This window comes from Agrococcus sp. SCSIO52902 (assembly GCF_022983135.1).
In the GTDB taxonomy this organism is placed as follows: Bacteria; Actinomycetota; Actinomycetes; order Actinomycetales; family Microbacteriaceae; genus Agrococcus; species Agrococcus sediminis.
Genome location: NZ_CP095269.1, coordinates 2,130,510 through 2,156,329 on the forward strand (window position 1 = coordinate 2,130,510; position 25,820 = coordinate 2,156,329).

At 72.9% G+C, this 25,820-nt stretch carries 24 protein-coding genes; 8 read left to right on the plus strand and 16 right to left on the minus strand.

The window, feature by feature from the left end; all coding sequences use genetic code 11:
• Nucleotides 1-14: 14 nt before the first annotated feature.
• From MU522_RS10505 to MU522_RS10540, 8 genes are all read right to left on the minus strand, one after another.
• Entirely contained in the window at nucleotides 15-1,673 is a 1,659-nt protein-coding gene (locus MU522_RS10505) for a TIGR04028 family ABC transporter substrate-binding protein (RefSeq protein WP_246990901.1), read from the minus strand.
• Between the two features lie 168 nt (nucleotides 1,674-1,841).
• The gene (gene metE / locus MU522_RS10510) at nucleotides 1,842-4,103 is read right to left on the minus strand and encodes a 5-methyltetrahydropteroyltriglutamate--homocysteine S-methyltransferase (protein WP_246990902.1); all 2,262 of its coding nucleotides are present in this window, start codon (nucleotides 4,101-4,103) and stop codon (nucleotides 1,842-1,844) included.
• Nucleotides 4,100-5,032: a methylenetetrahydrofolate reductase gene (locus tag MU522_RS10515; RefSeq protein WP_246990903.1), complete on the minus strand. Its 933-nt coding sequence runs from the start codon at nucleotides 5,030-5,032 to the stop codon at nucleotides 4,100-4,102. The genes metE and MU522_RS10515 overlap by 4 nt, the downstream gene beginning before the upstream one ends.
• Nucleotides 5,029-6,324: an aminotransferase class I/II-fold pyridoxal phosphate-dependent enzyme gene (locus MU522_RS10520; protein WP_246990904.1), complete on the minus strand. Its 1,296-nt coding sequence runs from the start codon at nucleotides 6,322-6,324 to the stop codon at nucleotides 5,029-5,031. Before MU522_RS10520 ends, MU522_RS10515 begins: the two co-directional genes overlap by 4 nt.
• The gene (locus MU522_RS10525; protein ID WP_246990905.1) at nucleotides 6,321-7,520 is read right to left on the minus strand and encodes an aminotransferase class I/II-fold pyridoxal phosphate-dependent enzyme; all 1,200 of its coding nucleotides are present in this window, start codon (nucleotides 7,518-7,520) and stop codon (nucleotides 6,321-6,323) included. The genes MU522_RS10520 and MU522_RS10525 overlap by 4 nt, the downstream gene beginning before the upstream one ends.
• A 105-nt stretch (nucleotides 7,521-7,625) precedes the next feature.
• On the minus strand, nucleotides 7,626-8,108 hold the full coding sequence (locus MU522_RS10530) for a DUF6328 family protein (RefSeq protein ID WP_246990906.1): 483 nt from the start codon (nucleotides 8,106-8,108) through the stop codon (nucleotides 7,626-7,628).
• Between the two features lie 56 nt (nucleotides 8,109-8,164).
• Nucleotides 8,165-8,422, minus strand: coding sequence for a Rho termination factor N-terminal domain-containing protein (locus tag MU522_RS10535; protein WP_146354189.1), 258 nt, complete (start codon nucleotides 8,420-8,422; stop codon nucleotides 8,165-8,167).
• The gene (locus MU522_RS10540) at nucleotides 8,415-9,392 is read right to left on the minus strand and encodes an EamA family transporter (RefSeq protein ID WP_246990907.1); all 978 of its coding nucleotides are present in this window, start codon (nucleotides 9,390-9,392) and stop codon (nucleotides 8,415-8,417) included. Before MU522_RS10540 ends, MU522_RS10535 begins: the two co-directional genes overlap by 8 nt.
• A gap of 33 nt (nucleotides 9,393-9,425) precedes the next feature.
• On the opposite strand from MU522_RS10540, the gene MU522_RS10545 reads away from it, so the two are divergent.
• From MU522_RS10545 to MU522_RS10560, 4 genes are read left to right on the plus strand one after another with little or no spacing between them, the layout of a single operon-like run.
• Complete coding sequence (locus MU522_RS10545) at nucleotides 9,426-10,202, plus strand: EI24 domain-containing protein (RefSeq protein ID WP_246990908.1); 777 nt, start codon at nucleotides 9,426-9,428, stop codon at nucleotides 10,200-10,202.
• Between the two features lie 31 nt (nucleotides 10,203-10,233).
• Entirely contained in the window at nucleotides 10,234-11,310 is a 1,077-nt protein-coding gene (locus tag MU522_RS10550; protein ID WP_246990909.1) for a peptidoglycan bridge formation glycyltransferase FemA/FemB family protein, read from the plus strand.
• Complete coding sequence (locus tag MU522_RS10555) at nucleotides 11,307-12,368, plus strand: GNAT family N-acetyltransferase (RefSeq protein ID WP_246990910.1); 1,062 nt, start codon at nucleotides 11,307-11,309, stop codon at nucleotides 12,366-12,368. The genes MU522_RS10550 and MU522_RS10555 overlap by 4 nt, the downstream gene beginning before the upstream one ends.
• Before the next feature lie 7 nt (nucleotides 12,369-12,375).
• The gene (locus tag MU522_RS10560; RefSeq protein ID WP_246990911.1) at nucleotides 12,376-13,458 is read left to right on the plus strand and encodes a GNAT family N-acetyltransferase; all 1,083 of its coding nucleotides are present in this window, start codon (nucleotides 12,376-12,378) and stop codon (nucleotides 13,456-13,458) included.
• Nucleotides 13,459-13,465: 7 nt separating this feature from the next.
• On the opposite strand, the gene MU522_RS10565 is transcribed toward MU522_RS10560, so the two are convergent.
• Complete coding sequence (locus tag MU522_RS10565; RefSeq protein ID WP_146354179.1) at nucleotides 13,466-13,930, minus strand: HD domain-containing protein; 465 nt, start codon at nucleotides 13,928-13,930, stop codon at nucleotides 13,466-13,468.
• Nucleotides 13,931-13,964: 34 nt separating this feature from the next.
• On the opposite strand from MU522_RS10565, the gene MU522_RS10570 reads away from it, so the two are divergent.
• Nucleotides 13,965-14,480 carry a hypothetical protein gene (locus MU522_RS10570; protein WP_128189946.1) on the plus strand — a complete coding sequence of 172 codons (516 nt, stop codon included), beginning with the start codon at nucleotides 13,965-13,967 and terminating at the stop codon, nucleotides 14,478-14,480.
• Here the strand turns inward: MU522_RS10570 and MU522_RS10575 are convergent.
• Nucleotides 14,438-15,502: an FUSC family protein gene (locus tag MU522_RS10575; RefSeq protein ID WP_246990912.1), complete on the minus strand. Its 1,065-nt coding sequence runs from the start codon at nucleotides 15,500-15,502 to the stop codon at nucleotides 14,438-14,440. The two genes, MU522_RS10570 and MU522_RS10575, sit on opposite strands and share 43 nt — an antisense overlap.
• A 58-nt stretch (nucleotides 15,503-15,560) precedes the next feature.
• On the opposite strand from MU522_RS10575, the gene MU522_RS10580 reads away from it, so the two are divergent.
• Complete coding sequence (locus MU522_RS10580; protein ID WP_164877139.1) at nucleotides 15,561-16,724, plus strand: phosphotransferase; 1,164 nt, start codon at nucleotides 15,561-15,563, stop codon at nucleotides 16,722-16,724.
• A 10-nt stretch (nucleotides 16,725-16,734) separates the two neighbouring features.
• Here the strand turns inward: MU522_RS10580 and MU522_RS10585 are convergent, their stop codons facing one another.
• The 5 genes from MU522_RS10585 to MU522_RS10605 all read right to left on the minus strand — a co-directional run bounded on the left by MU522_RS10585 (nucleotide 16,735) and on the right by MU522_RS10605 (nucleotide 22,078).
• Entirely contained in the window at nucleotides 16,735-17,775 is a 1,041-nt protein-coding gene (locus MU522_RS10585) for an LLM class flavin-dependent oxidoreductase (RefSeq protein ID WP_205649658.1), read from the minus strand.
• A 103-nt stretch (nucleotides 17,776-17,878) separates the two neighbouring features.
• Nucleotides 17,879-19,468 (minus strand): ubiquinol-cytochrome c reductase cytochrome b subunit, encoded by a 1,590-nt coding sequence (locus MU522_RS10590; RefSeq protein ID WP_246990913.1) that lies wholly within the window; start codon nucleotides 19,466-19,468, stop codon nucleotides 17,879-17,881.
• Entirely contained in the window at nucleotides 19,465-20,577 is a 1,113-nt protein-coding gene (locus MU522_RS10595) for a Rieske 2Fe-2S domain-containing protein (RefSeq protein WP_246990914.1), read from the minus strand. Before MU522_RS10595 ends, MU522_RS10590 begins: the two co-directional genes overlap by 4 nt.
• Before the next feature lie 29 nt (nucleotides 20,578-20,606).
• Nucleotides 20,607-21,365, minus strand: a complete 759-nt coding sequence (locus tag MU522_RS10600) for a c-type cytochrome (protein ID WP_246990915.1) — start codon at nucleotides 21,363-21,365, stop codon at nucleotides 20,607-20,609.
• Nucleotides 21,366-21,433: 68 nt separating this feature from the next.
• Nucleotides 21,434-22,078: a cytochrome c oxidase subunit 3 gene (locus MU522_RS10605; protein ID WP_128189953.1), complete on the minus strand. Its 645-nt coding sequence runs from the start codon at nucleotides 22,076-22,078 to the stop codon at nucleotides 21,434-21,436.
• Between the two features lie 69 nt (nucleotides 22,079-22,147).
• Between MU522_RS10605 and trpD the strand changes: the two genes are divergently transcribed.
• Both trpD and MU522_RS10615 read left to right on the plus strand, forming a co-directional pair.
• The gene (gene trpD / locus MU522_RS10610) at nucleotides 22,148-23,203 is read left to right on the plus strand and encodes an anthranilate phosphoribosyltransferase (protein ID WP_246990916.1); all 1,056 of its coding nucleotides are present in this window, start codon (nucleotides 22,148-22,150) and stop codon (nucleotides 23,201-23,203) included.
• A gap of 4 nt (nucleotides 23,204-23,207) precedes the next feature.
• Entirely contained in the window at nucleotides 23,208-24,158 is a 951-nt protein-coding gene (locus MU522_RS10615; RefSeq protein WP_128189955.1) for a hypothetical protein, read from the plus strand.
• Between the two features lie 100 nt (nucleotides 24,159-24,258).
• Here the strand turns inward: MU522_RS10615 and glpK are convergent, their stop codons facing one another.
• A complete protein-coding gene (gene glpK / locus MU522_RS10620) occupies nucleotides 24,259-25,770 on the minus strand; it encodes a glycerol kinase GlpK (RefSeq protein ID WP_128189956.1) in 1,512 nt (503 codons plus the stop codon).
• Nucleotides 25,771-25,820 lie beyond the last annotated feature (50 nt).

Consider the following 25,820-nt stretch of genomic DNA (forward strand, 5'->3'; position numbering starts at 1 on the left):
GCTCGCCTCCCGCCTCAGTCCTCGAGCCAGACGGCAGCGAGCGAGGGGCGCCCCACCGACTCGGTGCGGAAGCCCTGCACGTTCGGCTGCACGCCGTAGACCTGCGGTTCCTCGAAGAACGGCAGCACGTAGGCCTGCTCGGTCAGGTGCGCCTGGATGGCGGCCGAGGCCTCCTCGCGGCCGTCGACGGTCGGCTCCGACGCGACGCGCTGCAGCAGCTCCTCGAGCTCGGCGTCGATCGGCTCTCCGTCGGCGTCGGCGTTCTGCAGCGTGCTGCGGTTCTCGATCGAGTACTGGCTCTTGATCACGTCGAAGTCCGCGCGCCCGACCATCGAGTGGTAGATCTGGATCTGCTCCACGTCGGCCGATGCGGCGGTCTGCGCGGCCTGGTCGCCCTGGAAGAGCTCGAGCTCGACGCCCACCTCGCGCAGCTGCTGCGCGACCAGCGTGATGACGTCGCGCGAGCGGGGCTGCGGGAGCGCCTCGTTCACGACCAGGTGCAGCCGCTCGCCGTCGCGCACGCGGATGCCGTCGGCGCCGGGCTCCCAGCCGGCCTCGTCGAGCAGCCGGTTCGCGAGCTCGGGGTCGAAGGCGTAGGCGTCGCCCTGGTCGGCGTAGCCGAGCGCCGTCTGCGACAGCGACGAGGTGGCGAGCGGGTACTGCTCGGAGAAGATCGACGAGACGATCGCCTCGCGGTCGATCCCGGCGATGAGCGCCTGCCGCACGCGGATGTCCTCGAGCAGCGGGTGGCCGAAGCGGAAGCTGAGGCCGTTGTTCACGCCGTTGGTCTCCGCCGCGACGATGGGGATCCCGGCGGCGGAGACCTCGGCCTCGTGCTGCGGCTCGACCTGCCGCGCGATGTGGGCCTGGCCGGAGGTGAGCGCGCCGATCCGCACGCTGTCCTCGGGCGCGATCACGATGTCGACGGCGTCGACGTACGGGCGGCCCTGGTTCTCGGCCGACGCGGGGGCCCAGGCGTAGTCCTCGCGCGCGGCGAGGCGGATCGAGGTGCCGACCTCCTCCGACTCGACGACGAAGGGGCCCGCGCCGATGATCTCGGTCGCGTTCCCAGGGCCGAAGCCCTCGGAGTCGCGCTCGAGCGTCGCGTCGGCCAGCAGGCCCGAGTTGATGGTCGAGACTGCCTGCGCGAAGCCGGGGGCGGGCGCGCTGAACGTGAAGCGCACCGTGTCCTCGTCGACGACCTCCCCGGCGGTGAAGTCGTTGATCGCCTCGGAGACGATGAGCGCGCGGTCGGTGTCGCCTGTCCCGAAGAGCTCGATGTTCGCGACGACGTTCTCGGCGGTCAGCGGCGTGCCGTCGGAGTAGGTGACGTCGGTGCGGATGTCGAAGGTGTACTCGGTCGCGTCGTCGTTCACCTCCGGCAGCGCCGTGGCGATCCAGGGCTCGAGCTCGAGCGTCTCGGGGTCCTGGTGCAGCAGGCGTGCGGTGAGGTTGTTGACGAGCGCGCCGTTGGGGTAGAAGCCCGCGCTCGGCGGGTAGAGCGAGGTGTAGGCCTGATGCTCGAGGTAGGTGAGCGTGCCGCCGACGACCGGCTCGCCGTCGCCGCCGGCGGCGGGCGAGGACGCCTCGCTCGCGGAGCAGGCCGAGAGCGCGAGCGCGGCGACGAGGGCGCCGGCGATGCCGACCCGGCGGGGGGACGTGCTGTGGACCACGATGAACCTCCATAAGCAGGACTTGGTGCTGCCACAAGTACAGACGATCGGGTCGCGTCGCGCACATCGCCCTGCAACGAGGCGTCACACTTCGCCAGGGATGCGGTCGCGCACCAGGCCGACGGGGCCGCCCGCTCGCGCGGACGGCCCCGTCGGCCGGAGAGCGGCTCAGCGCACCGCGACCGCCGCGCGGGCGCGCGCCGCTGCCTCGACGAGCCCCCGCAGGCTCGCCACGGTCTCCTCGTAGCCGCGGGTCTTCAGCCCGCAGTCGGGGTTGACCCACAGCAGCCCCGCGGGGATGCCGTCGGTCGCGGTCGCGAGCAGGGCGTCGAGCTCGTCGGCGCCCGGCACGCGAGGGGAGTGGATGTCGTAGACGCCCGGTCCGATGCCGCGGCCGAACCCGTGCTCGGTCAGCGCGCCGACCACCTCCATGCGGGAGCGGGCCGCCTCGATGCTCGTGACGTCCGCGTCGAGGCCGTCGATCGCATCCACCACCGCGTTGAACTCCGAGTAGCACAGGTGCGTGTGGATCTGCGTCGCCGGCGCGGCGCCCGCGGTCGCGAGCCGGAACGCGTCCACCGACCACGCGAGGTAGTCGGGGCGCGCCTCGCGGCGCAGCGGCAGCAGCTCGCGCAGCGCCGGCTCGTCGACCTGCACGATGGAGACGCCTGCCGCCTCGAGGTCGGCGATCTCGTCGGCGAGCGCGAGCGCCACCTGATCGGCGGTCTCGCCCAGCGGCTGGTCGTCGCGCACGAACGACCACGCGAGGATCGTGACGGGGCCCGTGAGCATGCCCTTGACGGGCCGGTCGGTGAGCGACTGCGCGTAGGCGATCCACTCGACCGTGAACGGCGCGGGCCGCGACACGTCGCCCCACAGGATCGAGGGCCGGGTCGCGCGCGAGCCGTACGACTGCACCCAGCCGTGCTCGGTGGCCGCGAAGCCGTCGAAGTGCTCGGCGAAGTACTGCACCATGTCGTTGCGCTCGGGCTCGCCGTGCACGAGCACGTCGAGGCCCAGCTCCTCCTGCAGCGCGACCACGCGACGCACCTCGGCGCGCAGCACCTCGGCGTAGGCGGCGTCGTCGAGCTCGCCCCGCGCGTGGCGCGCCCGGGCGGCGCGGATCTCGCCCGTCTGCGGGAACGACCCGATCGTGGTCGTCGGCAGCGGCGGCAGGTCGAGCCGCTCGCGCTGCAGCGCGTCGCGCTCGGCGTAGGGCGCGCGCTCGCGCGCGTCGGCGGGCAGCGCCGCGAGGCGCTCGCGCACCGCGGCGTCGCGCACGCCGGGTGCGGCCGCGCGGTCGGCGATGGCAGTCCGCGCGGCGGCGAAGCGCACCTCGTCGGGAACGCCCTCGAGCGCCGCGGCGAGCGCCGCGACCTCCTCGACCTTCTGGTCGGCGAAGGCGAGCCAAGAGCGCAGCCGCTCGTCGAGGGCGCCCTCGGCGTCGAGGTCGTGCGGCACGTGCAGCAGCGAGGTCGACGTGCCGACCGAGACGGGTCCGCGCTCGGCGAGGGGGCGCAGCGCCTCGAGCGCCGCGTCGAGGTCGGTGCGCCACACGTTCCGGCCGTGCACGACGCCCGCGACGATCGGCAGCGCCCCGGTGTCGGGCGCCGAGCCGCGCACGAGGTCGACGGCGAGGGCGTCGACGTCGGCGGCGAGGGGCTCGACCCGGCCGGCCGCGTCGCCGTGGCCGGTGTGCAGCAGCACGCGCAGCCCCGCGCCCCGCACCGCCGCCGCGCCGGAGCGCGCGACGGCCTGCAGCTCTGCCGTCGACACGTGGTCGAGGTCGGCGACGAGCGCCGGCTCGTCGAGCTGCACCCACGTCGCGCCTGCCGCGGCGAGCGCGCGCGCGAGCTCGGCGTAGGCGGGCACGAGCCGTTCGGCGAGGTCGATCGGCCGCACGCCGTCGGCCTTCGCGAGCGCCAGGTAGGTCGCGGGGCCCACGACCACGGGGCGGGCGTGGACGCCGGCGTCGGCCGCCTCGAGGAAGCGGTCGACGATGCGGCGGTCGGCGAGCGAGAAGGCCGAGTCGGCGTCGAGCTCGGGCACGAGGTAGTGGTAGTTCGAGTCGAGCCACTTCGTCATCTCGAGGGGCGCGTCGTCGCCGTCGCCGCGGGCGAGCAGCCACTCGCCGGCGAGCCCGCCCGGCAGCCGGCCGCGCAGCCGCGGCGGGATCGCGCCGAAGGTGAGCGTGGCGTCGAGGACGTGGTCGTAGTGCGCGGCCTCGACCGGGATCGACGCGTCGTCGGCCCGCAGGCCGAGTGTGACGAGCCTCGCGAGGTCGGCGCGGCGGTTGGCGGCCGCCGCGGCGTGGAAGCCGTCGTCGTCGAGGGCGCCGCGCCAGTGAGCCTCGAGCGCGCGCTTCAGCTCGCGCCGGCGGCCGATGCGGGGGTAGCCGAGGATCGTGCCCCCGGGGAAGGTGCTGGTCATGGTGCTCCTGTCGTGGTGGTGCGGATGGGGGCGAGCGCGCCGATGCCGTGCAGCACGTCGATCGCCGGCCGGTGGTCGTTGAAGGTGTAGAGGTGCACGCCCGGCGGGTCGTGCTCGGCGAGCGAGTCGATGAGCGCGACGGCCGCGTCGACGCCGATCGCGACCGCCTCCTCGGGCGTCGCCCGCTCGAGCCGCTCGGCGAGCACGCGCGGCAGCCCCTCGCCGGCGAGCTGCGCCGAGCGCACGAGCCGGCGGTGCGAGGTGGGGATGACGACCCCGGGGACGATCGGGATCGTGACGCCGCGCGCGCGTGCGAGCTCGACGTAGCGCGCGTAGTCGTAGGGGTCGTGGAACAGCTGCGTGATGGCGAGCGTCGCGCCCACCTCCTGCTTCGCGAGCAGCGCGTCGACGTCGCCGCGGTGCACCCCCGCGCCGGGGTGGCCGTTCGGGAAGGCGGCGACCGCGATCTCGACGCCGCAGCGGCGCTCGGCGAGCGCTGAGGCGCGCAGGCCGGGCAGCGGCACCTCGGCGTAGGGCACCCGCTCCGAGTCGACGCGGTCGATGAGCTGCACGAGCTCGGCCGCCGACCGCAGCGACGTGGCGGGCTCGGGGACGCCGTCAGCGGGCGGGTCGCCGCGGAGCGCGAGGAACTTCGTGATGCCGGCGTCGAGGAACTGCCGCACGAGCCGGGCCGTGTCGCTCACCCCGAGCCCCGTGCAGGTCAGGTGCGCCATGGGGCTCACCCCCGCATCGAGCAGGCGCTGCAGGACGCCGAGCGAGTGCCGCGAGGTCGTGCCGCCGGCGCCGAACGTGACCGAGACGAACGCCGGCTCCACGGCGGCGAAGGCGTCGACCGCCTCGAGCATGCGCACCGCGGCGGCGTCGTTCCGGGGCGGGAACAGCTCGAACGAGTAGGGGAGCGCGCTCACGGTGCCTGTTCCTCCAGGGCCAGCCCCTCCAGCGCCTGCTCGAGGTCGGCCACGATGTCGTCGGCCCGCTCGAGGCCGACCGAGATCCGCACGAGCCCCGGCGTGATGCCGAGCGCGAGCCGCTCCTCCTCGGCGAGCTTGCCGTGGATGGTGCTGCCGGTGTGGATCGCGAGCGTGCGCACGTCGCCGATGTGGGTCATCTGGCTCACGAGCCGCAGCCGGTCGAGGAAGGCGCGCGCCGCGGCCTTGCCGCCGCGCAGCTCGACCGAGACGACCGATCCCGCGCCGTCGGGCAGCATCCGCCCGACGACCTCCGCCTGGGCGTCGTCGTGGTCGGGGTGGTGCACGCGCGCGACGGCCGGATGCGCCGCGAGGGCGGCGACGACGGCGCGCGCGTTGGCGACGTGCCGCTCCATGCGCAGCGAGAGCGTCTCGATGCCGTGCAGCAGCAGGAAGGCGCTCGTCGGCGGGAAGGTCGGCCCGTGCTCGAGCACGACGACGGAGCGCAGGTAGGCGCCGTAGGCCGCGCTCCCGAAGCGCTCGGCGAACGACGGCGCGCCGTGCGGGCGCGGGGCGTGCAGGTGCGGGAAGCGCTCGGCCGACCAGTCGAAGGCGCCGCTGTCGATGACCGCGCCGCCGATGACGGAGCCGTGGCCGCCGAGCCACTTCGAGGTCGAGTGGATGACCACGGCCGCGCCGTGCTCGAAGGGGCGGCACAGGTAGGGGGTCGCGACGGTGTTGTCGACCACGAGCGGCACGCCGGTGCGCGCCGAGACGCGGCCGAGGAGCGCGAGGTCGGCGACCTCGCCGAGCGGGTTGGCGATCGACTCGGCGTAGATGGCGCGGGTCGTCGGCCGCACGGCCGCCGCCCAGCGCTCCTCGTCGGCGTCGATCGGCAGCTGCTCGAACTCGAGCCCCTGCCGCGCGAGCGAGCCGCGCACCATCTCGCGCGTGCCCTCGTAGAGGCGGTCGGTCGTGAGGATGTGGTCGCCGGCCTGCGCGAGGGCGTGCAGCGCCGCGGCGATCGCCGCCTGGCCGCTCGCGACGAGCACCGCGTCGGCGCCGCCCTCGAGGTCGGCGATGCGGCGCGCCGCGACGACGTTCGTCGGGTTGTCGTTGCGGGAGTAGGCGCGCTTGGCGCTGCGGCCCGCGAAGCGCTCGACGCCGTCGTCGAAGTCGTCGAGCACGTAGCCGGCGCTCTGGTAGATCGGCGTGACCCGCGCGCCCGCCTCGCCGTCGACGATGGCGCCGGCGTGGATCTGCCGGGTCTCGAAGCCCCAGCCGCCGCTCATCGACCGGCTCCCGCGCCCACCGGCAGCACGGCGTCGGCGATCCGCTCGACGGCCTCCTCGAGCACCGGCGCGGGTGTCGCGAAGACGAGCCGCACGTGCGTCTCGGAGCCGCGGCCGCAGAGCGCCCCGTCGGTGAGCGTGACGCCGGCGCGCTCGCGCAGCAGCGTCGCGGGGCTGCCGGCGGGCAGGCCGAGGCCCGCGAGGTCGAGCCAGGCGAGGTAGGTCGCCTCGGGCGCGCGCCAGCGCACGCCCGGCAGCCGCTCGGCCAGCAGCCCGGCGAGCAGGTCGCGGTTGCGCTGCAGGTAGGCCACCGCCTCCGCGAGCCACGACCCGCCGTCGCGGTAGGCGGCGGTCGACGCGATCACGCCGAGCGTCGAAGCGCCGTGGGCGACGGCGAACCCGAAGCGGCGGTAGACGGCCTCGTCGGCATCGTTCGCGGTGATGAGCTGCGCGGCCTTCAGCCCCGGGATGTTCCACGCCTTTGAGGCGCTCGTGCCGGTGACCGCGTGGGCCGCGGCGGCGGGGGACACGGATGCGTAGGGCACGTGCGCGCGCCCGTCGAAGCGGATCGGGGCGTGGATCTCGTCGGCGAAGACCCGGCCGCCGTGGCGCTCGACGATCGCCGCGATCGCCTCGAGCTCGGCGCGCGGCAGCACCGTGCCGGTCGGGTTGTGCGGGTTGCAGAGCACGAGCGTGCGGGCGCCGGCGGCGAACGCGCGGTCGATGGCCTCGAGGTCGTGGCGCCAGCGGCCGCCCTCGACGACGCCGGGCACCTCGACGACGGGTCGCCCGAGGGTCGCGAGGTAGGTGAGGAAGGGCATGTACGCGGGGGTCGGCACGATGACCGCCGAGCCGGCCGGCGAGTACTCCTCGACGGCGACGCCGAGGGCGGCCATGACGTCGGAGACCGCGTGCACCCGCTCGGGATCGACGGCCCATCCGTGCTCCCGCGCCTGGAAGGCGGCGGTCGCCTCGGCGAGCTCGGCGGCCGTGGCCGGCGAGAGGTACCCCAGCACGTCGTCCTGCACGGCGCGGGCGAGCGCCTCGCGCACCGGCGGCGCGGTGCCGAAGTCCATCTCGGCCACCCAGGCGCCGATGGTGCCCGGGTGCAGGCTCCACTTGCGGCTCGACGGGCGCTCGAGGTCGACCCGGCGGATGCCGTCCCACGCGTGCTCGCCGCGACAGTGCTCGGCCATGCTGCTCCCTCATCTCGTGGACGAGGGCCAGACTCGCAGTGGCTGCGCCGCAGGCGCACCCCGGGCGGTAACACGGCGACATGCGCCGCGCCCGGCCCGCGGGCGTCAGTCCTCGCGCTGGGGAGCGTTCCGCCTCGCGGCCCAGGCGAGCGCCCAGAGGGCGACGACGACCGCCGCGCACACCATGGACGCCCAGAGCCCGGCGCCGGTGGAGACGACGACCTCGAAGATGAAGCTCGTCACGCCGACGAGGAGCACCGACACGACCACGAGCGTCGCGAGCAGCAGCACGTTCGCCAGCCGCACGATCTCCTGCTTCATGCGCTTCTGGAAGTGGAGCCGGTGCACGAGCACGGGCGTGAGGCCCAGGAGGGTCGCGAGCGCGGCGAGCCCGACGAGCACGAGGTAGTGCATCACCTCGTCCTGGTCGAGGTCGCGGAAGCCCGACTGGAACGCGACCGCCAGCAGGAAGCCGGAGACCAGCTGCGTGCCGGTGAGCACGACGCGGAGCTCCTGCAGGATGTCGCCGAAGTTGCGGTCGGCGCGCTCCTCAGGGGTCTCGTCGCGCCCGCGGGCGTCGTTCGGCATGTCGGCATCCTGCCACCGACTCGGGCCATCCGTGCGCCGGCCGCGCGGCGCCGGCCTCAGTGGTCGCGGAGGCGCTCGATCAGCTCGGCCTTCTTGAGCCCCGAGGTGCCCTCGATGCCGAGCTCCTTCGCCCGGTCGCGCAGCTCGTCGACGGTGCGATCCTCGTAGCGCTCGGCGTCGCCGCCGCGCTCGCCGACCTCGGAGCGGCCGTCGCGCGCCGCCGCGTTGGCGATGCGGGCCGCCTTCTCCTTCGAGTTCCCCTCGTCGCGGAGCTTCTCGTAGAGCTCCTCGTCCTTGATGTGCGGATCAGGCATCGGATTCCTCTCGCAGCGGGTCGTCCTCGGGCACCGACGCTACTCGTCGACGCCGTCGCGTCAAGGGCCGGGGCACCGCGAGCAGCGCGATGCCGGCGCCCACGACCACGAGGCCCGCCCAGCCGAGCGGCGTCGGCCGCTCGCCGACGACGAGCACCGCGAGCAGCGTCGCGACCACCGGCTCGGCGAGCGCGAGCGTGGTCGCGCTCGACGACGGCAGCGCCCGCAGCGCGTAGCCGAAGAGCAGGTAGGCGAGGGCCATGGGCACGAGGGCGAGGTACCCGATCGTAAGCGCGCCGCCCGGCGATGCGAGCGGGCCGAGGCCGACCACCGCGAGCCACGCGAGGCACGCGAGCCCGCCGAGCAGGAAGAGCGCGCCCATCGCGCCGGTCGCCGGAGCGCCGCGGGCGATGAGGCGCGCCCCCGCGAAGGCGTACAGCGCGTAGCCCAGCCCGGCCGCGAGCGCGAGCGCGACGCCCGCGGGCGCGGCCGAGGCATCCGCCGGTCCGCCACCCGCGGCGGCGCCGTGCCCGCCCACCGCGAGGAGGGCGATGCCCACCACCGCGACGCCCGTGGCGGCCGCCCAGCGCCGGTCGGGGCGCCGGCGGTCGACCGCCCACTCGAGGAGGGCCGCGAAGATCGGGCCCGACCCGAGCGCCACGACGTTGCCGACGGCGACGCCCGCGAGCGTCATCGACGGGTAGTAGGCCGCCGGGTAGAGCACGACGCCCGCGGCGCCGGCGAGCAGCCACCCCAGGTGCGCGCGCTGCCGCAGCACGCCGAGCACGCGCCGGGTGGATGCGGCGGCGAGCAGGAGCCCGCCGACGCCGAACGTCGCGAGCCCGATCGCGAGCGCCGAGGAGCCGGACGGCGCGAAGTGCGCGACGGTGCCGGTGGTGCCCCACAGCACGGCCGCGAGCAGCACCGCGACCGCGTGCGAGGGACGCGCCTCGGCCGCGGGGATCTGCACGCGACGATCCTACGGACGTGCCAGCATGGCCCCATGCGACACCGCATCTCCGAGCTGCTCGCCGGCGCCCGACTGCTGCTGCGCGGCTTCGGCACCTGGGCCCGCGACCCGGGCCTCATGCTGCTGGGCGCCATCCCGGCGCTCATCGTGGGGCTCGCGATGCTCGCCCTCGTCGTGCTGCTCGCCTTCCAGGTGGGCGGATGGGCCGCGGCGCTCACGCCGTTCGCCGACGCGTGGGACGAGCAGTGGTCGGGCGCGCTGCGGCTCGCCCTCGCCCTCGGCATCCTGGTCGGGGCGGTCGTGCTGTGCGTGCTCACCTTCGCCGCCGTCACGCTCGCGATCGGCGAGCCGTTCTACGAGCGCATCTCCCGCTCGGTCGAGCGGCGGCTCGGCGGCATCCCCGACGAGGTCGAGCTGGGCTTCTGGCCCGCGCTCGGCAAGGGCCTGCGCGACGCGGTCGTGCTCATCGGCATGGCGATCGGCACGGGCGCGGTCGTGTTCCTCGTCGGCCTCGTGCCGCTCGTCGGCACGGTGCTCGGGCTCGTGGCAGGCGCCGTGCTCGGCGGCGGCGCGCTCGTGCGCGAGCTGACCGGCATCGCGGGCGACGCGCGGGGCCTCTCGCTCGCCGAGCGCCGCGCGCTCCTGCGCAGCCGCCGCTGGCGGTCGCTCGGCTTCGGCATGGTCGCCTACCTGCTGCTGCTCGTGCCCGGGCTCGCCGTCGTCGCGACGCCCGTGGCCGTCGTGGGCGCGACCCTGCTGGTGCGCGACCTCCGCGGCGAGCCGACGACGGCCGTCCAGAGCGCGCCGTAGGCTGGTCGGGCCCACCCCACCGAGAGGTTCCATGCCTGCTGCAGCCGCTGTCCGACGCGCCTCCGCCGACGAGATCGCCGATTGGGACGCGCTCATCGAGGCGAACCCCGACGGCGGGCACATGGTGCAGTCGAGGGCGTTCGCCGAGGTGAAGCGCTTCGACGGCCTCGAGCCCGTCTTCCTCGTGATCGACGCGCCCCTGCCGCTCGCCGGCGGCACCGAGCGCATCCACGCCCTCGCCCTCGAGGGCTCGGTGTCGCTCGGCCGCTACTGGTACCTGCCGATGGGGCCGACCGCCACCGACATGGCGGCCGTCGTCGAGGGCCTCCGCGCCTTCGCCGGCACCGAGCAGGGACTGCTGGTGGTCAAGATCGAGCCGCACCTCGAGCGATCGCCCGAGCGCATCAACGAGCTCGTCGCGCTCGGCCTCGAGCAGAGCCGCGACATGCAGGTGATGACGCACACGGTGGTGCTCGACCTCGCGCAGGGCGAGGAGGAGCTGTTCGCGTCGTTCTCGCAGATGATCCGCCGCCAGGTGCGCGGGGCGACGAAGAAGGGCTACCGCGTCGAGCGCCCGGAGCCCACCCGCGAGACCTTCGACCGCATGCACGCGATGATGCTCACGGTGCAGGGCGGCAAGGGCATGGCCGGCATGCGCGAGCGCGCGTACTACGACGAGTTCTGGGGCCGCTTCACCGAGGCCGGCACGGGGCGCTTCTACTTCGGCTACGACGACGACGGGGACGAGCCGCAGGCCGGCATCTTCGTGACGACCGCCGGCCGCACCGCCGTCTACAAGGACGGCGGCTCGCGCCCCGATCGCAAGATCAACGGCGGCTCGGCGCTGCTGCTGTGGACGGCGATGCAGGACTGCATCGCCGAGGGCAAGCTCGCCTTCGACCTCGCCGGCACGCCGCCGGCCGACCGCGCCGACGACCCGACGCATCCGTTCCACGGGCTCGCGCAGTTCAAGCTGCGCTTCGGATCGATCACGAGCTTCCTGCCGTCGTTCGACCTCGTGCTGCACCCGGTGCGGCACCGCCTGTGGGAGTCGGTCGTGCGCCGCGTCGAGTGGCGCCTGAAGCCCGGCCCGGACACGCTGCGATGAGCGCGCCCACCACGGTCCGCTTCGCGACCGACGACGAGATCGCGCGCTGGGACGAGCTCATCGAGCAGAACCCCGACGGCGGCATCATGACCGGCGCCCGGGCCATGGGCGAGATCAAGCGCTACGACCGGCTCGAGCCGCGCTTCCTCGTCGTCGAGGGCGCCGAGACCGTCTACGCGCTCGCGCACGAGGGCACCGTCTGGCTCGGCCGCTACTGGTACGTGCCGCTCGGCCCGACCTGCGCCGACCTTGAGGGCATGGTGCGGGCGATGCGCGCGTTCGGCCGCCGGCAGGCCGGCCTCCTCGCCATCAAGGTCGAGCCGCACCTGCTCCGCAGCCCCGAGCTCATCGCCCGCATGGAGGGCGCGGGCGCCGTGCGCAGCCGCGACATGCAGCTGCTCACCCACACGGTCGTGCTCGACCTCACGCGCGGCGACGAGCTCATCATGGACTTCCAGAAGAAGCTCCGCTCGTCGATCCGCGGCGCCGAGAACAAGGGCTACCGCGTCGAGCGCATCGAGGCGCACGACGCGACCGAGCACGACTTCGAGCGCTTCTACGAGCTGCTGAAGACCATCAACGGCGGCGAGGGCGTCGCGGCGATGCGCGAGTACGCGTACTACCGCCTCTTCTGGGGCGAGTTCGCGAAGACCCGCAACGGCCGCTTCTACTTCGGCTACGACGACGACTCCGGGCAGGCGCAGGCCGCGATCTTCGTCACGCTCGCCGGCCGCACCGCCGTCTACAAGGACGGCGGCTCGCGCCCGACGCGGCACATCGCCGGGGGAGCGGCGCTGCTGCTGTGGCGCGCGATGCAGGACGCCGCGGCCGACGGCAAGTCGGCCTTCGACCTGTGCGGCACGCCCCGCCCCGACCAGCTCGACGACGAGACGCACTGGTACCACGGCGTGGGCCAGTTCAAGAAGAAGTTCGGGCCCGTCGTCAGCTACCTGCCGTCGTTCGACATCGTCCTCCGCGGCGTGCGCCACAGGCTCTGGGAGCAGGCGGTGCGCCGCATCGAGTGGCGACTGAAGCCCGGCACCGACGCCCTGCGATAGGAGACCCGTGGCATCCGCAACCGCCCACCGCTGGACGATCCGCCGAGCCCGGCAGGACGAGCTGCTCGACTGGGACGCCCGCGTCGAGGCGAACCCCGACGGCGGCCAGTGGACCCAGGGGCTCGCCTACGCGAAGCTCAAGGCCACCGAGCGCCTGCACCCGGTGTTCCTCGTGCTCGAGGCCGAGGGCGCGGCGCCCGTGCACGTGCTCGCCCTCGAGCACCGCAGCCTCGCCGGCCGCTACTGGTACCTGCCGCTCGGCCCCGGTGCCGCCTTCGACGAGCTGGCGGGCATCGCGGATGCGCTGCGTGCGGCCCGCGGGGACGTCGCGAAGGGCGTGTTCGCGGTCAAGGTCGAGCCGTACGAGGTCGACACTCCGGAGCGGCGCGAGGCGCTGCGCGCGGCCGGCTTTCGCGCGGCGAACACGGTGCAGCAGAACATCCACACGGTGCTCGTCGACCTGCGGCCCGACGTCGACGACATCTTCGCCGGCTTCAGCAAGAAGCTGCGCAACCACATCCGCAACGCGATCAAGCACGGGTACCGCGTCGAGAAGGTGCCGCACTCGGAGGCCACGTACGAGCAGATGTACGCGCTCATGCAGACGGTCGCCGGCGGCAAGGGCGTCGACACGATGAAGCCGTACGCGTACTACCGCACGCTCTGGGGCGAGCTGTGCGAGCGCGGGCAGGGCCACTTCTGGTTCGGCTACGACGGCGCGCACGACGGCCCGCAGGCGTCGGCGTTCATGATCGGCTTCGGCCGCTACGCGCTCGCCAAGGACGGCGGGAGCGTGCCCGACCGGGCGATCCGCGGCGGCGCGCACCTGCTGCGCTGGACGGCGATGCAGTGGTTCAAGGAGCAGGGCCGCGAGGTCTACGACACGTACGCGACGCCGCCGTCGTGGCGCGCCGACGACGAGACGCACCGGATGCACGGCCCGGGCATCTTCAAGCGCCTCTTCGGCCCGATCGTCGACCACCTGCCGAGCCACGACCTCGTGCTCGACGAGGCGCGCTACCGGCTGTTCCTGCGGCTGCTGCTGCCGGTCGAGCGGCGCGTGCGCCGGCGCCCGTGGGGCATCTGGTAGCCGAGGCTCACGCGACCGCGCGGCCGCAGATCTCGTCGAGGCTCGTGCCGAGCAGCTCGGCCGAGCGCCGGTACTGCGCGAGCAGCCGCTCGCGGGTGGCGGCGTCGGGCATCGCGTCGAGCCGCCACGGCAGCGCGTTGTCGCGGAGGTCGGCGATCTTGACCGCCACCGCGAGCTCGCTCCGCCGCACGCGCTCGAGGAACCCCTCGAGCGGCTCGTCGTCGCGCGCGGTCATCGCCTCGACCGCCTCGACGATGCGCTGCGGGAAGTGCTCGGCGAGCAGCTCGCGCAGCGAGATCGAGCCCCACTCGAGCACGTCGTGCAGGATCGCCACCGAGCGCGCGTCGTCGCCCTCGACGTCGAGCATGACCCGGATGGCGTGGGCCACGTAGGGCTCGCCCTGCCGGTCGGTGCGGCCCTGGTAGGCGCGCGTGGCCACGAGGATCGCGTGCTGCAGGTCGCCGGTCGCCATGACGCGAGCGTAGCCCCGCGGCTATCCTGAACGCATGTCACGCGTCGCCGATCCCGCCGAGCTCGCCCGCCTCCTGCGGGGGACCTGGGCGATCCGCGCGACGACGTTCCCGTACTGGACGCACGCCGAGCGCAAGAACCCGCGGGTGAGCTTCGAGCTCGTGCGCAACTCGCCGCTGCAGCTGCGCGAGGTCTACGAGTACCACCGGCCCGACAAGGGCGACCGCGAGGTGATCGCCGAGGCGACGTGGGCGGGCCGGCACTTCTCGTGGCGGATGCTCGGGCGCTCCCGGCTGCTGTCGAGCGCCTACGTCGTCTCCGACACGCCCGCGACGCCCGACATCGTCGCCATCCACTTCGGCCGGTCGACGGTGCTCGGCCAGAGCGCGGTGTCGATCCTCGCCCGCCCGCACCTCGACCCCGACGAGGTGCGCAGGGCCGTGTCGATCGACACGCACTCGTTCGAGCTGTCGGCCGAGGAGTTCTGGCGCCTGCAGTGGCTCGTGCCCTACACGCCGTCGGCGCCGGCCTCGAGCGACTCGCGCGCCTGACGCACGTCCTCCAGCAGGGCGCCGATGAGCACCCAGTGGGTCGGATGCGGCGCGGGGACCTCGATCGGCGTCGTCAGCGCCGGCCCCTCGAGCGCCGGCATCGACGTGGTGCGCCCGTCGTCGAGCGCCTGCTGGTCGACGAGCGCGCGCACCTCGTGGGCGATCCGGCGCACCTCGACGGCGATGCGCTGCACCGTGGCGTCCGCGACGAGCGACGGCTCGAACCGGTCGGCGATCGAGCGCGACATGCCGATGACGCGGTTCGTGAGCACCGTGAGGCTCAGCAGCAGCCGCTCGTCGCGCTCGATGCGCTCCCGCAGCGCGCGGGTGCGGGGGTTCAGCCGCGTGGAGTCCTCGAGCGCGTCCATGGCGGCCCGCGTGGCCTGCGCGCGCCCCCGCAGCGCGCGCGCGTCCTCGAGCAGCCGCGCTCCCTCGACCCGGTCCGAGGTGAGCGCGCTCGCGACGCGGTCGTAGGCGTCGGCGATGTCGTGCGCGAGCTCGCGCATGGCCCGCTCCGCAGGCTCGTGGTGCACCGGCGGCACGACGGCCAGGTTGATGAGCAGCGCGACGACGGCACCGATGAGCGTCTCGACGACGCGCTCGAACCCGAACAGGGGCCCCGTGCCGGCGCCGAGCGCGAGCAGGATCATGGCGCTGATCGGCAGCTGGTTCGCCGCCATCGGCGCGAGCCGCAGCAGCCGCGCGAGCACGACCGCGACCATCGTCACCGCGAGCACCATGAGCGGCCCGGGCGGCAGCAGCAGGTGCGCGACCCAGGCCAGCACGACGCCGCCGAGCACCCCGCCCGAGCGCTCGACGCCCTTGCCGATCGACTGGTTGACGCTCGGCGCCACCACGAGCAGGGCGGCGATGGCCGCGAAGATCGGCAGCTCGACGCCCAGCAGCAGGCGGCTGGCGAACCACGAGAGCGCGATCGCGACCACGGTCTTCAGCACCTGCAGCCATGAGGCCTGCTCGACGCTCAGCAGGCGCCCGAACCACCGACGCCCGATCCGCTGCACGGCTCCACGATACGCGCGGCGTGCGCCGTTCCCAGCGGGGGCGGTGTTGGATGGGGCCATGCTCGACAACGCCGCCGCCGTGCTCATGCGGCTCGTCGCGGAGAGCGGGCGAGAGCTCGTCGACTTCGCGCAGAAGGATGTGGAGCCGGTCAACGACGGCTTCATCATCGGCTACTCCTGCGGAGTGCGCACGCCCGACGACACGATCGAGCGCGTCACCATCTACGTGAACACGTCGCCGGGCGCCCCGGTCGACGAGCACACCGTCGAGCTCGTCGACGCCTCGGGCCGTCGCCTGACCGCGTGGGCGTACCCGCAGGACCCTGCGCTGCCGTCGCTCCCGGCCGTCTCCTACCCCGAGGCGGCGGGCGTCGTGCTGGCGAAGTTCGGCATCGCCGCCGAGGGCGCGAAGCTGCGCATGGAGGCCTACCGGCCCGGCAAGCGCGCGGTGCTGCGCGTCGACACCGCCGACGAGCGCTGGTTCGCGAAGGTCGTGCACCCGTCGCTCGCCTCGACCATCCACGACCTGCACGAGCGCTTCCGCGCCGCCGGCGTGCCCGTGCCGCGCACGCTCGGCTTCTCGGACGCCGGCCTCGTGCTGCTCGGCGAGCTGCCGGGCGTGCCGGCCATCGAGGTCTTCGAGCGCATCGACCGCGTCCGCTTCGCCCGGGGGTTCGACGAGCTCACGCAGCACATCGCCACGGTGCCCGCGGCGATCGGCGCGCGCGAGTCGCTCGCGCGCCGCGTCGACTGGTACGCCGAGCGCATGGAGGAGACGGCGCCGGTCTTCGCGCGGCAGACCGCGAGGCTCGCGCGCATCGTGCACGAGCGCTACGCGGCGACGCCCGTGCCTCGCCCGGTGACGATCCACGGCGACCTGCACCTCGGCCAGATCTTCGTGGCCGAGGACGACCCCTCGCGCATCACGGGCATCCTCGACATCGACACCGCGGGGCTCGGCGACCCGGCCGACGACCGCGGCGCGCTCTTCGGGCACGTCGTCGTCAGCGCCGTCGAGCGCACGCCCGGCACGCCCGCCGGCGCCGCGCTCGCCGCGTTCGCCGACGAGCTGCAGGCAGGCTGGCACGGCGACGCGCGCGTCGCGGCGATCGCGGCGACGCACCTGCTCGGGCACGCGCTCGCCAACGCGGGGCGCGGCGACGACCGCGGCAACTCGTCGGCGCAGCAGCTGCTCGAGCGTGCCGAGGCCGTGCTGCGCTAGCCGCGAGCGGCTAGGCCTCGCCGAGCAGCGCGCGCACGCGCGGCACCACCTCGGTGCCGAACAGCTCGATCGAGCGCAGGTTGTCCTCGTGGCTCGTGCCGGAGTCGTACTTGAGGTCGAAGCGCTCGACGCCGAGGGTCTCCTTCGCCCAGACGATCTTCTGCGCGACCGTCTCGGGGCTCCCGGCGAACATCGCGCCGTGCTCGGCCATCGACGCGTCGAACTCGCGCTCGGTGGCGTCGCCCCAGCCGCGCTCCCGGCCGATGCGGTTGCGGTAGACCATCCACTGCGGCATGAGGATGCGCTTGGCCTCCTCGTCCGTCTCCGCCACGAGGCCGGGGGAGTGCATGCCGATGCGCCCGGGCGCGTGCCCGAACTGCTCCATCGCCTTGCGGTAGAGGCCCGCGAACGGCGCGAACTGCGCGGGGCTGCCGCCGATGATCGCGAGCATCATGTCGAAGCCGTGCCGCGCGGTGCGGATGACCGACTCGGGGGAGCCGCCGACGCCCACCCAGACGGGGATGCGGCCGCCGTGCTCCGCCGCGTGCGAGCGCGGGTAGACGGGCTGCTCGTGCAGCGGCGACCGCAGCGTGCCCGACCAGGTGACCGGCTCCTCGCGCACGAGCGCGGCGAGCAGCTCGAGCCGCTCCTCGAACAGCGCCTCGTAGTCCTCGAGCCGGTAGCCGAAGAGCGGGAAGGACTCCACGAACGAGCCGCGGCCCACGATCATCTCGGCGCGCCCGCTCGAGATGCCGTCGAGCGTCGAGAACTGCTCGAAGACCCGCACCGGGTCGTTCGACGAGAGCACCGTGACGGCGGTGCCGAGGCGGATGCGCTCGGTCGCGGTCGCGAGCGCGCCCAGCAGGATCTCGGGCGCGCTCGCCGCGAAGTCGTCGCGGTGGTGCTCGCCGACACCGAAGAACGCCAGCCCCTGCCGGTCGGCAGCGACGCCCTCGGCGACGACGTCGCGCAGCACCTGCGCGTGGCTGAGCGGAGCGCCGTCGACGACGGGCACTGCGGCGAACGTGTGGACACCGAACTCGATGGGCATGGGGATCCTCTCCGCTCAGGCCAACCGGGGGAGCGCGCGGGGCATTCCGCGCAGAGGCAAGGGCCCGGGAGCGATCCCGGGCCCTTCCTCGTCGTGCGTCAGATCAGTGACCGTCGTGCTTCGCGGCCTCGAGCTCGCCGCGCGTGACGGGGCTGATGCGGTCCTCGAAGAACCAGCGGGTCATCGCCGCGCGCAGGTGCGTGCCCGGCGTGATCCGGCCCTTCGCGTTCGGGCGCACCATGACCGGCTCGTACGTGTCGAACGACTTGAGCCTCCACGACTCGTACTCGTCGAGCGGCTCGTGCACCTCGACATACTCGCCGCCGGGGAGCCGCAGGATGCGGCCCGACTCGTAGCCGTGCAGCAGGATCTCGCGATCCTTCTTCTGGAGGCCGATCGCGATGCGCTTCGTCAGGAAGTACGCGATCACCGGTCCGAGGATGAGCGTCGCCTGCAGCCACCAGGTGACCTGGAAGACGTTGAGGCGGAAGTGCGTCGCGATGAGGTCGGACGACGCCGCGGCCCACAGCACCGCGTAGAACACGATGCCGGCCGAGCCGATGGCCGTGCGCGTCGGGTTGTTGCGCGGGCGCTCGGCGATGTGGTGCTCGCGCTTGTCGCCCGTGATCCACTGCTCGATGAAGGGGTAGAACATGACCAGCACGATGAAGATGCCGAGCACCGCCATCGGGATGAGGATGTTCCACGAGAGCGTCATGCCCCACAGCTCGGACTCGAGCCCCGGCGCCAGGCGCAGGGCGCCGTCGGCGAAGCCGATGTACCAGTCGGGCTGCGTGCCGGCGGAGACCGGCGACGGGTCGTAGGGGCCGTAGTTCCAGATCGGGTTGATCGTGAACGTGGAGGCGATGAGCACCAGCACGCCGAACACGATGAAGAAGAACGATCCGGCCTTCGCGGCGAACAGCGGCATGATCGGCGCGCCGACGACGTTGTCGTTGGTCTTGCCGGGGCCGGCGAACTGCGTGTGCTTGTTGATGACCATGAGCACGAGGTGCACGCCGATCATCGCGATCACGAGCGCCGGCAGCAGCATGATGTGCAGCACGAAGAGCCTCGGCACGATCTCGTGGCCCGGGAACAGGCCGCCGAAGAACAGGTACGAGATCCAGGTGCCGACGATCGGGATGCCCTTGACCATGCCGTTGATGATCGCGAGGCCGTTGCCCGAGAGCAGGTCGTCGGGGAGCGAGTAGCCCGTGAAGCCCTCGGCCATCGCCAGGATGAACAGCACGAAGCCGATCACCCAGTTGATCTCGCGCGGCTTGCGGAAGGCGCCCGTGAAGAACACGCGCAGCATGTGCAGGCCGATGGCGGCCACGAACAGCAGCGCCGCCCAGTGGTGCACCTGGCGCATGAGCAGTCCGCCGCGGATGTCGAACGAGATGTCGAGCGACGACGCGTACGCGGCCGACATCGCGATGCCCTTGAGCGGCACGTACGAGCCCTCGTAGTGCACCTCGGTCATCGACGGCTCGAAGAAGAACGTCAGGAACGTGCCCGAGAGCAGGATCGCGACGAACGAGTAGAGGATAACCTCGCCGAGCATGAACGACCAGTGGTCGGGGAAGACCTTGCGGCCGAGCGTGGCGACGAGCGTCGACATGCTCGTGCGCTCGTCGAGGTAGTTCGACGCCTTCGAGGTGAAGGTGTCGCGCGTTGCGGTGGAGGTCATGCGCGGTTCTCCGTCTCAGCGGCCGAGAGCGGGACGTGGCCCTCGTCGATGTGGTGCAGACGCTCGAAGTACGACGGACCGATGGGCTCGGTGAAGTCGCTCTGGGCGATCAGGTAGCCCTCGTCGTCGACCGTGATCGGCAGCTGGGGCAGCGGGCGCTTGGCGGGACCGAAGATCACCTTGGCGTGGTCGGTCACGTCGAACGTGGACTGGTGGCAGGGGCACAGCAGGTGGTGCGTCTGCTGCTCGTACAGCGCCACGGGGCAGCCGACGTGCGTGCAGATCTTGGAGTAGGCGACGATGCCGTCGTACGACCAGCCGGCGCGGTCGGGCTGCTCGTTGAGGCGGTCGAGCGGCACGCGCACGAGCAGCACCGAGGCGAGCGCCTTCTGGTCGAGGTAGCCGCCGTCGTGGTCGAGGTCCTTGAGGTCCTCGGGGATCACGTGGAAGGCGGAGCCGACGGTGACGTCGGAGGCGCGGATGGGCGTGCCCGTCGGGTCGAGCGCGAGGCGCGTGCCCTGCCGCCACATGGTGTTCGAGATCGCCTCGACGGCGTCCTGCGCGGGGGCGAGGTCGCGGAAGAGCACGATCGCCGGCAGCGGCACGAGCGCGATGGCGCCGATGAGCGTGTTGCGGATCAGCGAGCGGCGCGTGAAGCCCGACTCCTGGTCGCCGAGCTGGAAGATCTCGACGGCACGGGCGCGGCTCTTCTCGGAGCCGCGCGACGGGTGGCGCTCCTCGACGACCTCGTGCGAGCTCATGAGCTGGCGGGCCCAGTGCATGCCGCCGATGCCGATGCCGAGCAGCGCGAGCGCGATGGCGAGGCCGAGGAAGAGGTTGCTGAGGCGCACGCTCGTCATGTCGCCCTCGACGATCGGCACCGCGATGTACGCGACGATCGCGAGCACGGTGCCGAGCATCGACACCAGGAACCAGCCGACGACCTGGCGCTCGGCGCGGCGCTCCTTCTCGGGGTGCAGGTCGGTCTGGCGCGGGCGGTGCGGCGGCAGGCCGGGGTTCTCGAACGCGTCCGACTGCTCGATGGCCGCGCCGCGGTCGTAGACGGCGACCTGCTGCTGCTCGTGCCCGGCGTGGTCCTCAGCCGACATGCTGGTCCTCTCTGTGTCCTGCGTCATGATCAGTTCGGCTTCGAGGTGAGCCAGACCGAGACGGCCACGAGGCCGCCGAGGCCGAAGATCCAGATGAACAGGCCCTCCGACACCGGTCCGAGGCTGCCGAGGTCGAAGCCGCCCACCGACGGGTTCTCGTCGAGGTAGTCGAGGTACGCGAGGATCTCGCGCTTCTGCTCCGGGCTGATGTTGGCGTCGTTGAAGACCGGCATGTTCTGCGGGCCGGTGAGCATCGCCTCGTAGACGTGCGCCGGGTCGATGTCGCGCAGGTGCGGGGCCCACTTGCCCTCGGTCAGCGCGCCGCCGGCGCCGGCGACGTTGTGGCACATGGCGCAGTTGATGCGGAAGAGCTCGGCGCCGCGCGCGACGCCCTCCTCGTCGACCTGCGACACGTCGAGGAGCTCGTCCGAGGGGACCTCGGGCCCCGGCGCGAGCGAGGCGACCCATGCGCCCATCGCGTCGGACTGCTCCTGCGTGAACATGGGGTCGCGCTGCTCGGCCTGCGGGCCGGAGTAGGCCATCGGCATGCGGCCGGTCATGACCTGGAAGTCGACGGATGCGGCGCCCACGCCGATGAGGCTCGTGCCGTTCTCGGTGCCCTCGGCGTTCAAGCCGTGGCAGGAGGCGCAGTTGGCGCGGAACAGCTCCTGGCCGTCCTCGACGGTCAGCTGCTGCGCGCGCGGAGCGGTGCCAGCCGGCTCGGCGTTGGCCACGGTGCTCACCGCCGCCGAGGCGCCGCCCGCGGCCACCAGGCCGATGAGGAGCATCGCCGCGCTCGCCAGGGGGTGCCTGCGGCCGGTCTTCTTACGAGTTGCCAATGTTGCTCACCAACCGATTACTTGAGCCAGTAGATGACGAGGTACAGGCCGATCCAGACCACGTCGACGAAGTGCCAGTAGTAGGAGATGACGTGCGCGCTCGTCGCCTCCTTGTGCCCGAACCGCTTCACCGCGTACGCGCGGCCGATCACGAACAGGAAGGCGAAGAGCCCGCCCGTCACGTGCAGGCCGTGGAAGCCGGTCGTGATGTAGAACGCCGAGCCGTAGGAGTTCGACGACAGCGTGATGCCGTGGCCGACGAGCACGACGTACTCGAACACCTGCAGGACGACGAAGACCGCGCCCATGGCGTAGGTGAGGTAGAACCACTCGACCATGCCCCACTTGGACAGCTGCAGCGCGCTGCCGGTGCGGAACGCCTGGTGGTGCTCCGCCGCGTTCGCACCCGCCTGGCAGGTGAAGCTCGACGCCAGCAGGATCGCCGTGTTGATCGTCGCGAAGAGCACGTTCAGCTGCTCGGCCTCGGTGGCGAACAGGTCGCCCGACATCGAGCGGAGCGTGAAGTAGATCGCGAACAGGCCGGCGAAGAACATGACCTCGCTGCCGAGCCAGACGATCGTGCCGACCGCAACGGTGTTCGGCCGCCTGATCATCGGCGCCGACGGCGACGTGGAGAGCGCAGTAGTGGACACGACATCCATCCTAGTGACAGATCGGCCCGGGGTCCGGACCCGGACGGCCAGCGTGCCGCGCGAAGATAGGCTGGAGCAATGGATCGTCTCTTGACCTGGCCATGCGTGCTCGAGACGCTGCTGGAGGGCGAGGATCTGGCGATCCGGCAGGCCGAGTGGGCGATGGCCGAGGTCGTCGCCGGACGGGCCTCCGAGGCGCAGACCGCGGGCTTCCTCATCGCGCTGCGCGCCAAGGGCGTCGTGGCCGAGGAGCTCGTCGGCTTCCGCGACGCGATCCTCGAGGCGGCGGTGCCGCTCCCGGGCGAGTCGCGGGTGGTCGACATCGTCGGCACGGGCGGCGACCGGCAGCACACCGTCAACATCTCGACCACGGCGAGCATCGTGGTCGCGGGCGCCGGCGTGCCGGTGCTGAAGCACGGCAACCGCGCGGTCTCGTCGTCCTCCGGCGCATCCGACGTGCTCGACGTGCTCGGCGTCGTGCCCGCGAGCGACGACCCAGCCGAGGTGCGGCGCATCCTCGAGGCCGCCGGCATCTCGTTCGCCTGGGCGATGCGCTTCCACCCCGGCTTCCGCCACGCGGCCCCGGTGCGGGCGCAGCTCGGCGTGCCGACGGTCTTCAACTACCTCGGACCGCTCGTCAACCCGGCGCGCCCGGAGGTCTCGGTCGTGGGGGTCGCCGACAAGCACATCATCGAGCAGTTCGTGGGCGTCTTCGCGACCCGCGGCGCGACGGCGCTCGTCGTCCGCGGCGAGGACGGGCTCGACGAGCTCACGACCACCGGCCACTCCGAGCTGTGGGAGGTCTCGCGCGGCGACGTCGTCGAGCACGACATCGACCCGCGCGAGCTCGGCATCCCGCGCGCGAGCCTCGACGACCTGCGCGGCGGATCGCCCGAGCACAACGCCGAGGTGCTGCGCCGCACCATCGCGGGCGAGCCCGGGCCGGTGCGCGACATCGTGCTGCTGAACGCCGCCGCGGCGCTCGTCGCGTGGCGGCTCGAGAGCGACCCGCGCCAGAAGGACCGCCCGCTCAAGGAGCGCATGGCCGAGGAGCTGGCGACCGCGACGGCGTCGATCGACTCGGGCGCGGCCGCCCGCACGCTCGAGGCGTGGCGCGCCGCCGCCGCGGGCTGAGCGGGTGAGCGGCACCGCGACCGAGCACCACCGGGTGCAGCGGCAGGCATCCTGGTCGGGCGACGAGGTCTGGCACACCTGGCGGCTCGGCTGGGCCGACCGCAGCTCGCGGTCGCTGCTGCTCGCCGCGCTCGCCGTCGGCGGCCTGCTCGCGTGCTACGGGCTCACGCTGCTGCTCCACCGGCCGCCGGCGATCGTGCCCTCGGTCACGCTCCGCGGCATCGGCGTGCTGCTGCTGATGCTCGCCGCGGTCGTCGCCCCGGCCTCGCTCGGCTACCGCATCGGCGCGGTCTTCTGCATCGTGCTGTACGCGATCGCGCAGGTGCCGATCGTGCTCATGCAGTCGACGACGCTGCTCGGCGCCACGACGTACGGGGCGTTCGACGCGATCGACTTCCTGGCCGGCGGCGCGCTCATCGTCGCGTGGATGCTCGTGCGGATGCGCCACCCCCTCACGATCCTCATCGTCGTGCTCGGCTACGCGACCGCCGGCGCCGCCTTCTTCGGGCGGGCGCTGCCGCTGCTGCGCCCGCGCCTCGCCGCCGACCCGTGGGCCGAGCAGGTGTCGATCGCCGACGAGGCGCTCGTGCGCTCGGTGCTGCTCGCGCTGCTGCTGGGCCTCGTGCTGCTCGCGTGGTGGCTCGACGGGTGGATGCGCGCACTGCTGCCGGTCGCGAACGTCGCCGAGCCGCACGGCTCGGGGCGCGCATCGCGCACGGGGGAGCGGCCGCGGCTGCGCTCCGCGCTCATCCTCGCGCTCGCCGGCCTCGACCTGCTGGCCATCGCGGTCGCGATCTCGGCGAAGCAGCCGGTCGCGCGCGGCCGGCTCTCGGAGGACGACGACTGGTGGGCATCGATCGTGCTCGCGGTCTCGACGGCCAGGGCGGCGATGGTGATCCTCGGTATCGCGGCCGCGATCATCTGGATCACCGACCCGCAGTACCGCGCCCTCTGACACCGCGCCCTCTGACACCGAGCGCTCTGACACCGAGCGCTCCGACGCGAGGAGGGGGCGGCCGCAGCCGCCCCCTCCGATCACCCTCGAGCTCGAGGGATCACTCGACGTCGTCGTCGACCCAGTCGAGGGTCTTCTGCACGGCCTTCTTCCAGTTGCGGTAGGTGCGGTCGCGCGCCTCCTGGTCCATCTGCGGCTCCCAGCGGCGGTCCTCCTGCCACTGCTGGCGCAGCTCGTCGAGCGAGCCCCAGAAGCCGACCGCGAGGCCGGCCGCGTAGGCGGCGCCGAGCGCGGTCGTCTCGGCGACCACCGGGCGGATGACCGGCACCCGCAGGATGTCGGCCTGGAACTGCATGAGCGTGTCGTTGGCGATCATGCCGCCATCGACCTTGAGCTCGGTGAGGTCGACGCCCGAGTCGGCGTTCACCGCGTCGACGACCTCCGCCGTCTGGAACGCGGTCGCCTCGAGGGCCGCCCGCGCGATGTGGCCCTTGTTGACGTACCGGGTGAGGCCCACGAGCGCGCCTCGCGCATCCGGCCGCCAGTAGGGGGCGAACAGGCCCGAGAACGCCGGCACGAAGTACGCCCCGCCGTTGTCGTCGACCGACTTCGCCAGCTGCTCGACCGCCGGGGCGTCGGGGATGAGGCCCAGGTTGTCGCGCAGCCACTGGATGAGCGAGCCGGTCACCGCGATCGAGCCCTCGAGCGCGTAGTGGGTGGGCTCGTCGCCGATCTTGTAGCCGACGGTCGTGAGCAGGCCGTTCTTCGAGTGGACGATCTCCTCGCCGGTGTTGAAGATGAGGAAGTTGCCCGTGCCGTAGGTGTTCTTCGCCTCGCCCTTGTCGAACGCGGCCTGGCCGAAGGTGGCCGCCTGCTGGTCGCCGAGGATGCCCGTGATGGGCGTCTCGCGCAGCAGCGACTCCGAGGCCGCGACGCCGAACTCGCCCGACGACGGCTTGATCTCGGGGAGCATCGAGCGCGGCACGCCGAAGTCGGCGAGGATCGCGTCGTCCCACTCGAGCGACTCGAGGTCCATGAACAGCGTGCGCGACGCGTTCGTGACGTCGGTCGCGTGCACGCCGCCGTTGACGCCGCCGGTGAGGTTCCAGAGCACCCAGCAGTCGGTCGTGCCGAAGAGCAGGTCGCCCGCCTCGGCCGCCTCGCGCGCGCCCTCGACGTTCTCGAGGATCCAGACGATCTTCGTGCCCGAGAAGTAGGTCGCGAGCGGCAGGCCGACCTTCTGCTTGTAGCGGTCGGTGTCGCCCGCCGCGAGGCGGTCGACGATCTTCTGCGTGCGGGTGTCCTGCCAGACGATCGCGTTGTAGACCGGCTCGCCGGTCTGCTTGTTCCAGACCACCGCGGTCTCGCGCTGGTTGGTGATGCCGATCGCCTTGACGTTGTGGCGGGTCACGTTGGCCTTCGACAGCGCCTGGCCGATCACCTCGCGGGTGTTGTTCCAGATCTCTTTCGGGTCGTGCTCGACCCAGCCGGCCTGGGGGAAGATCTGCTCGTGCTCGAGCTGGCCGGTGGAGACGATGCTGCCGGCGTGGTCGAAGAGGATGGCACGGGTGGAGGTCGTGCCCTGGTCGATGGCGATGACGTAGTCGTTCACCGGAACTCCTTCGTTTGGTGGTGGATGCGTGCAGGGAAAGAGGAGGGGAG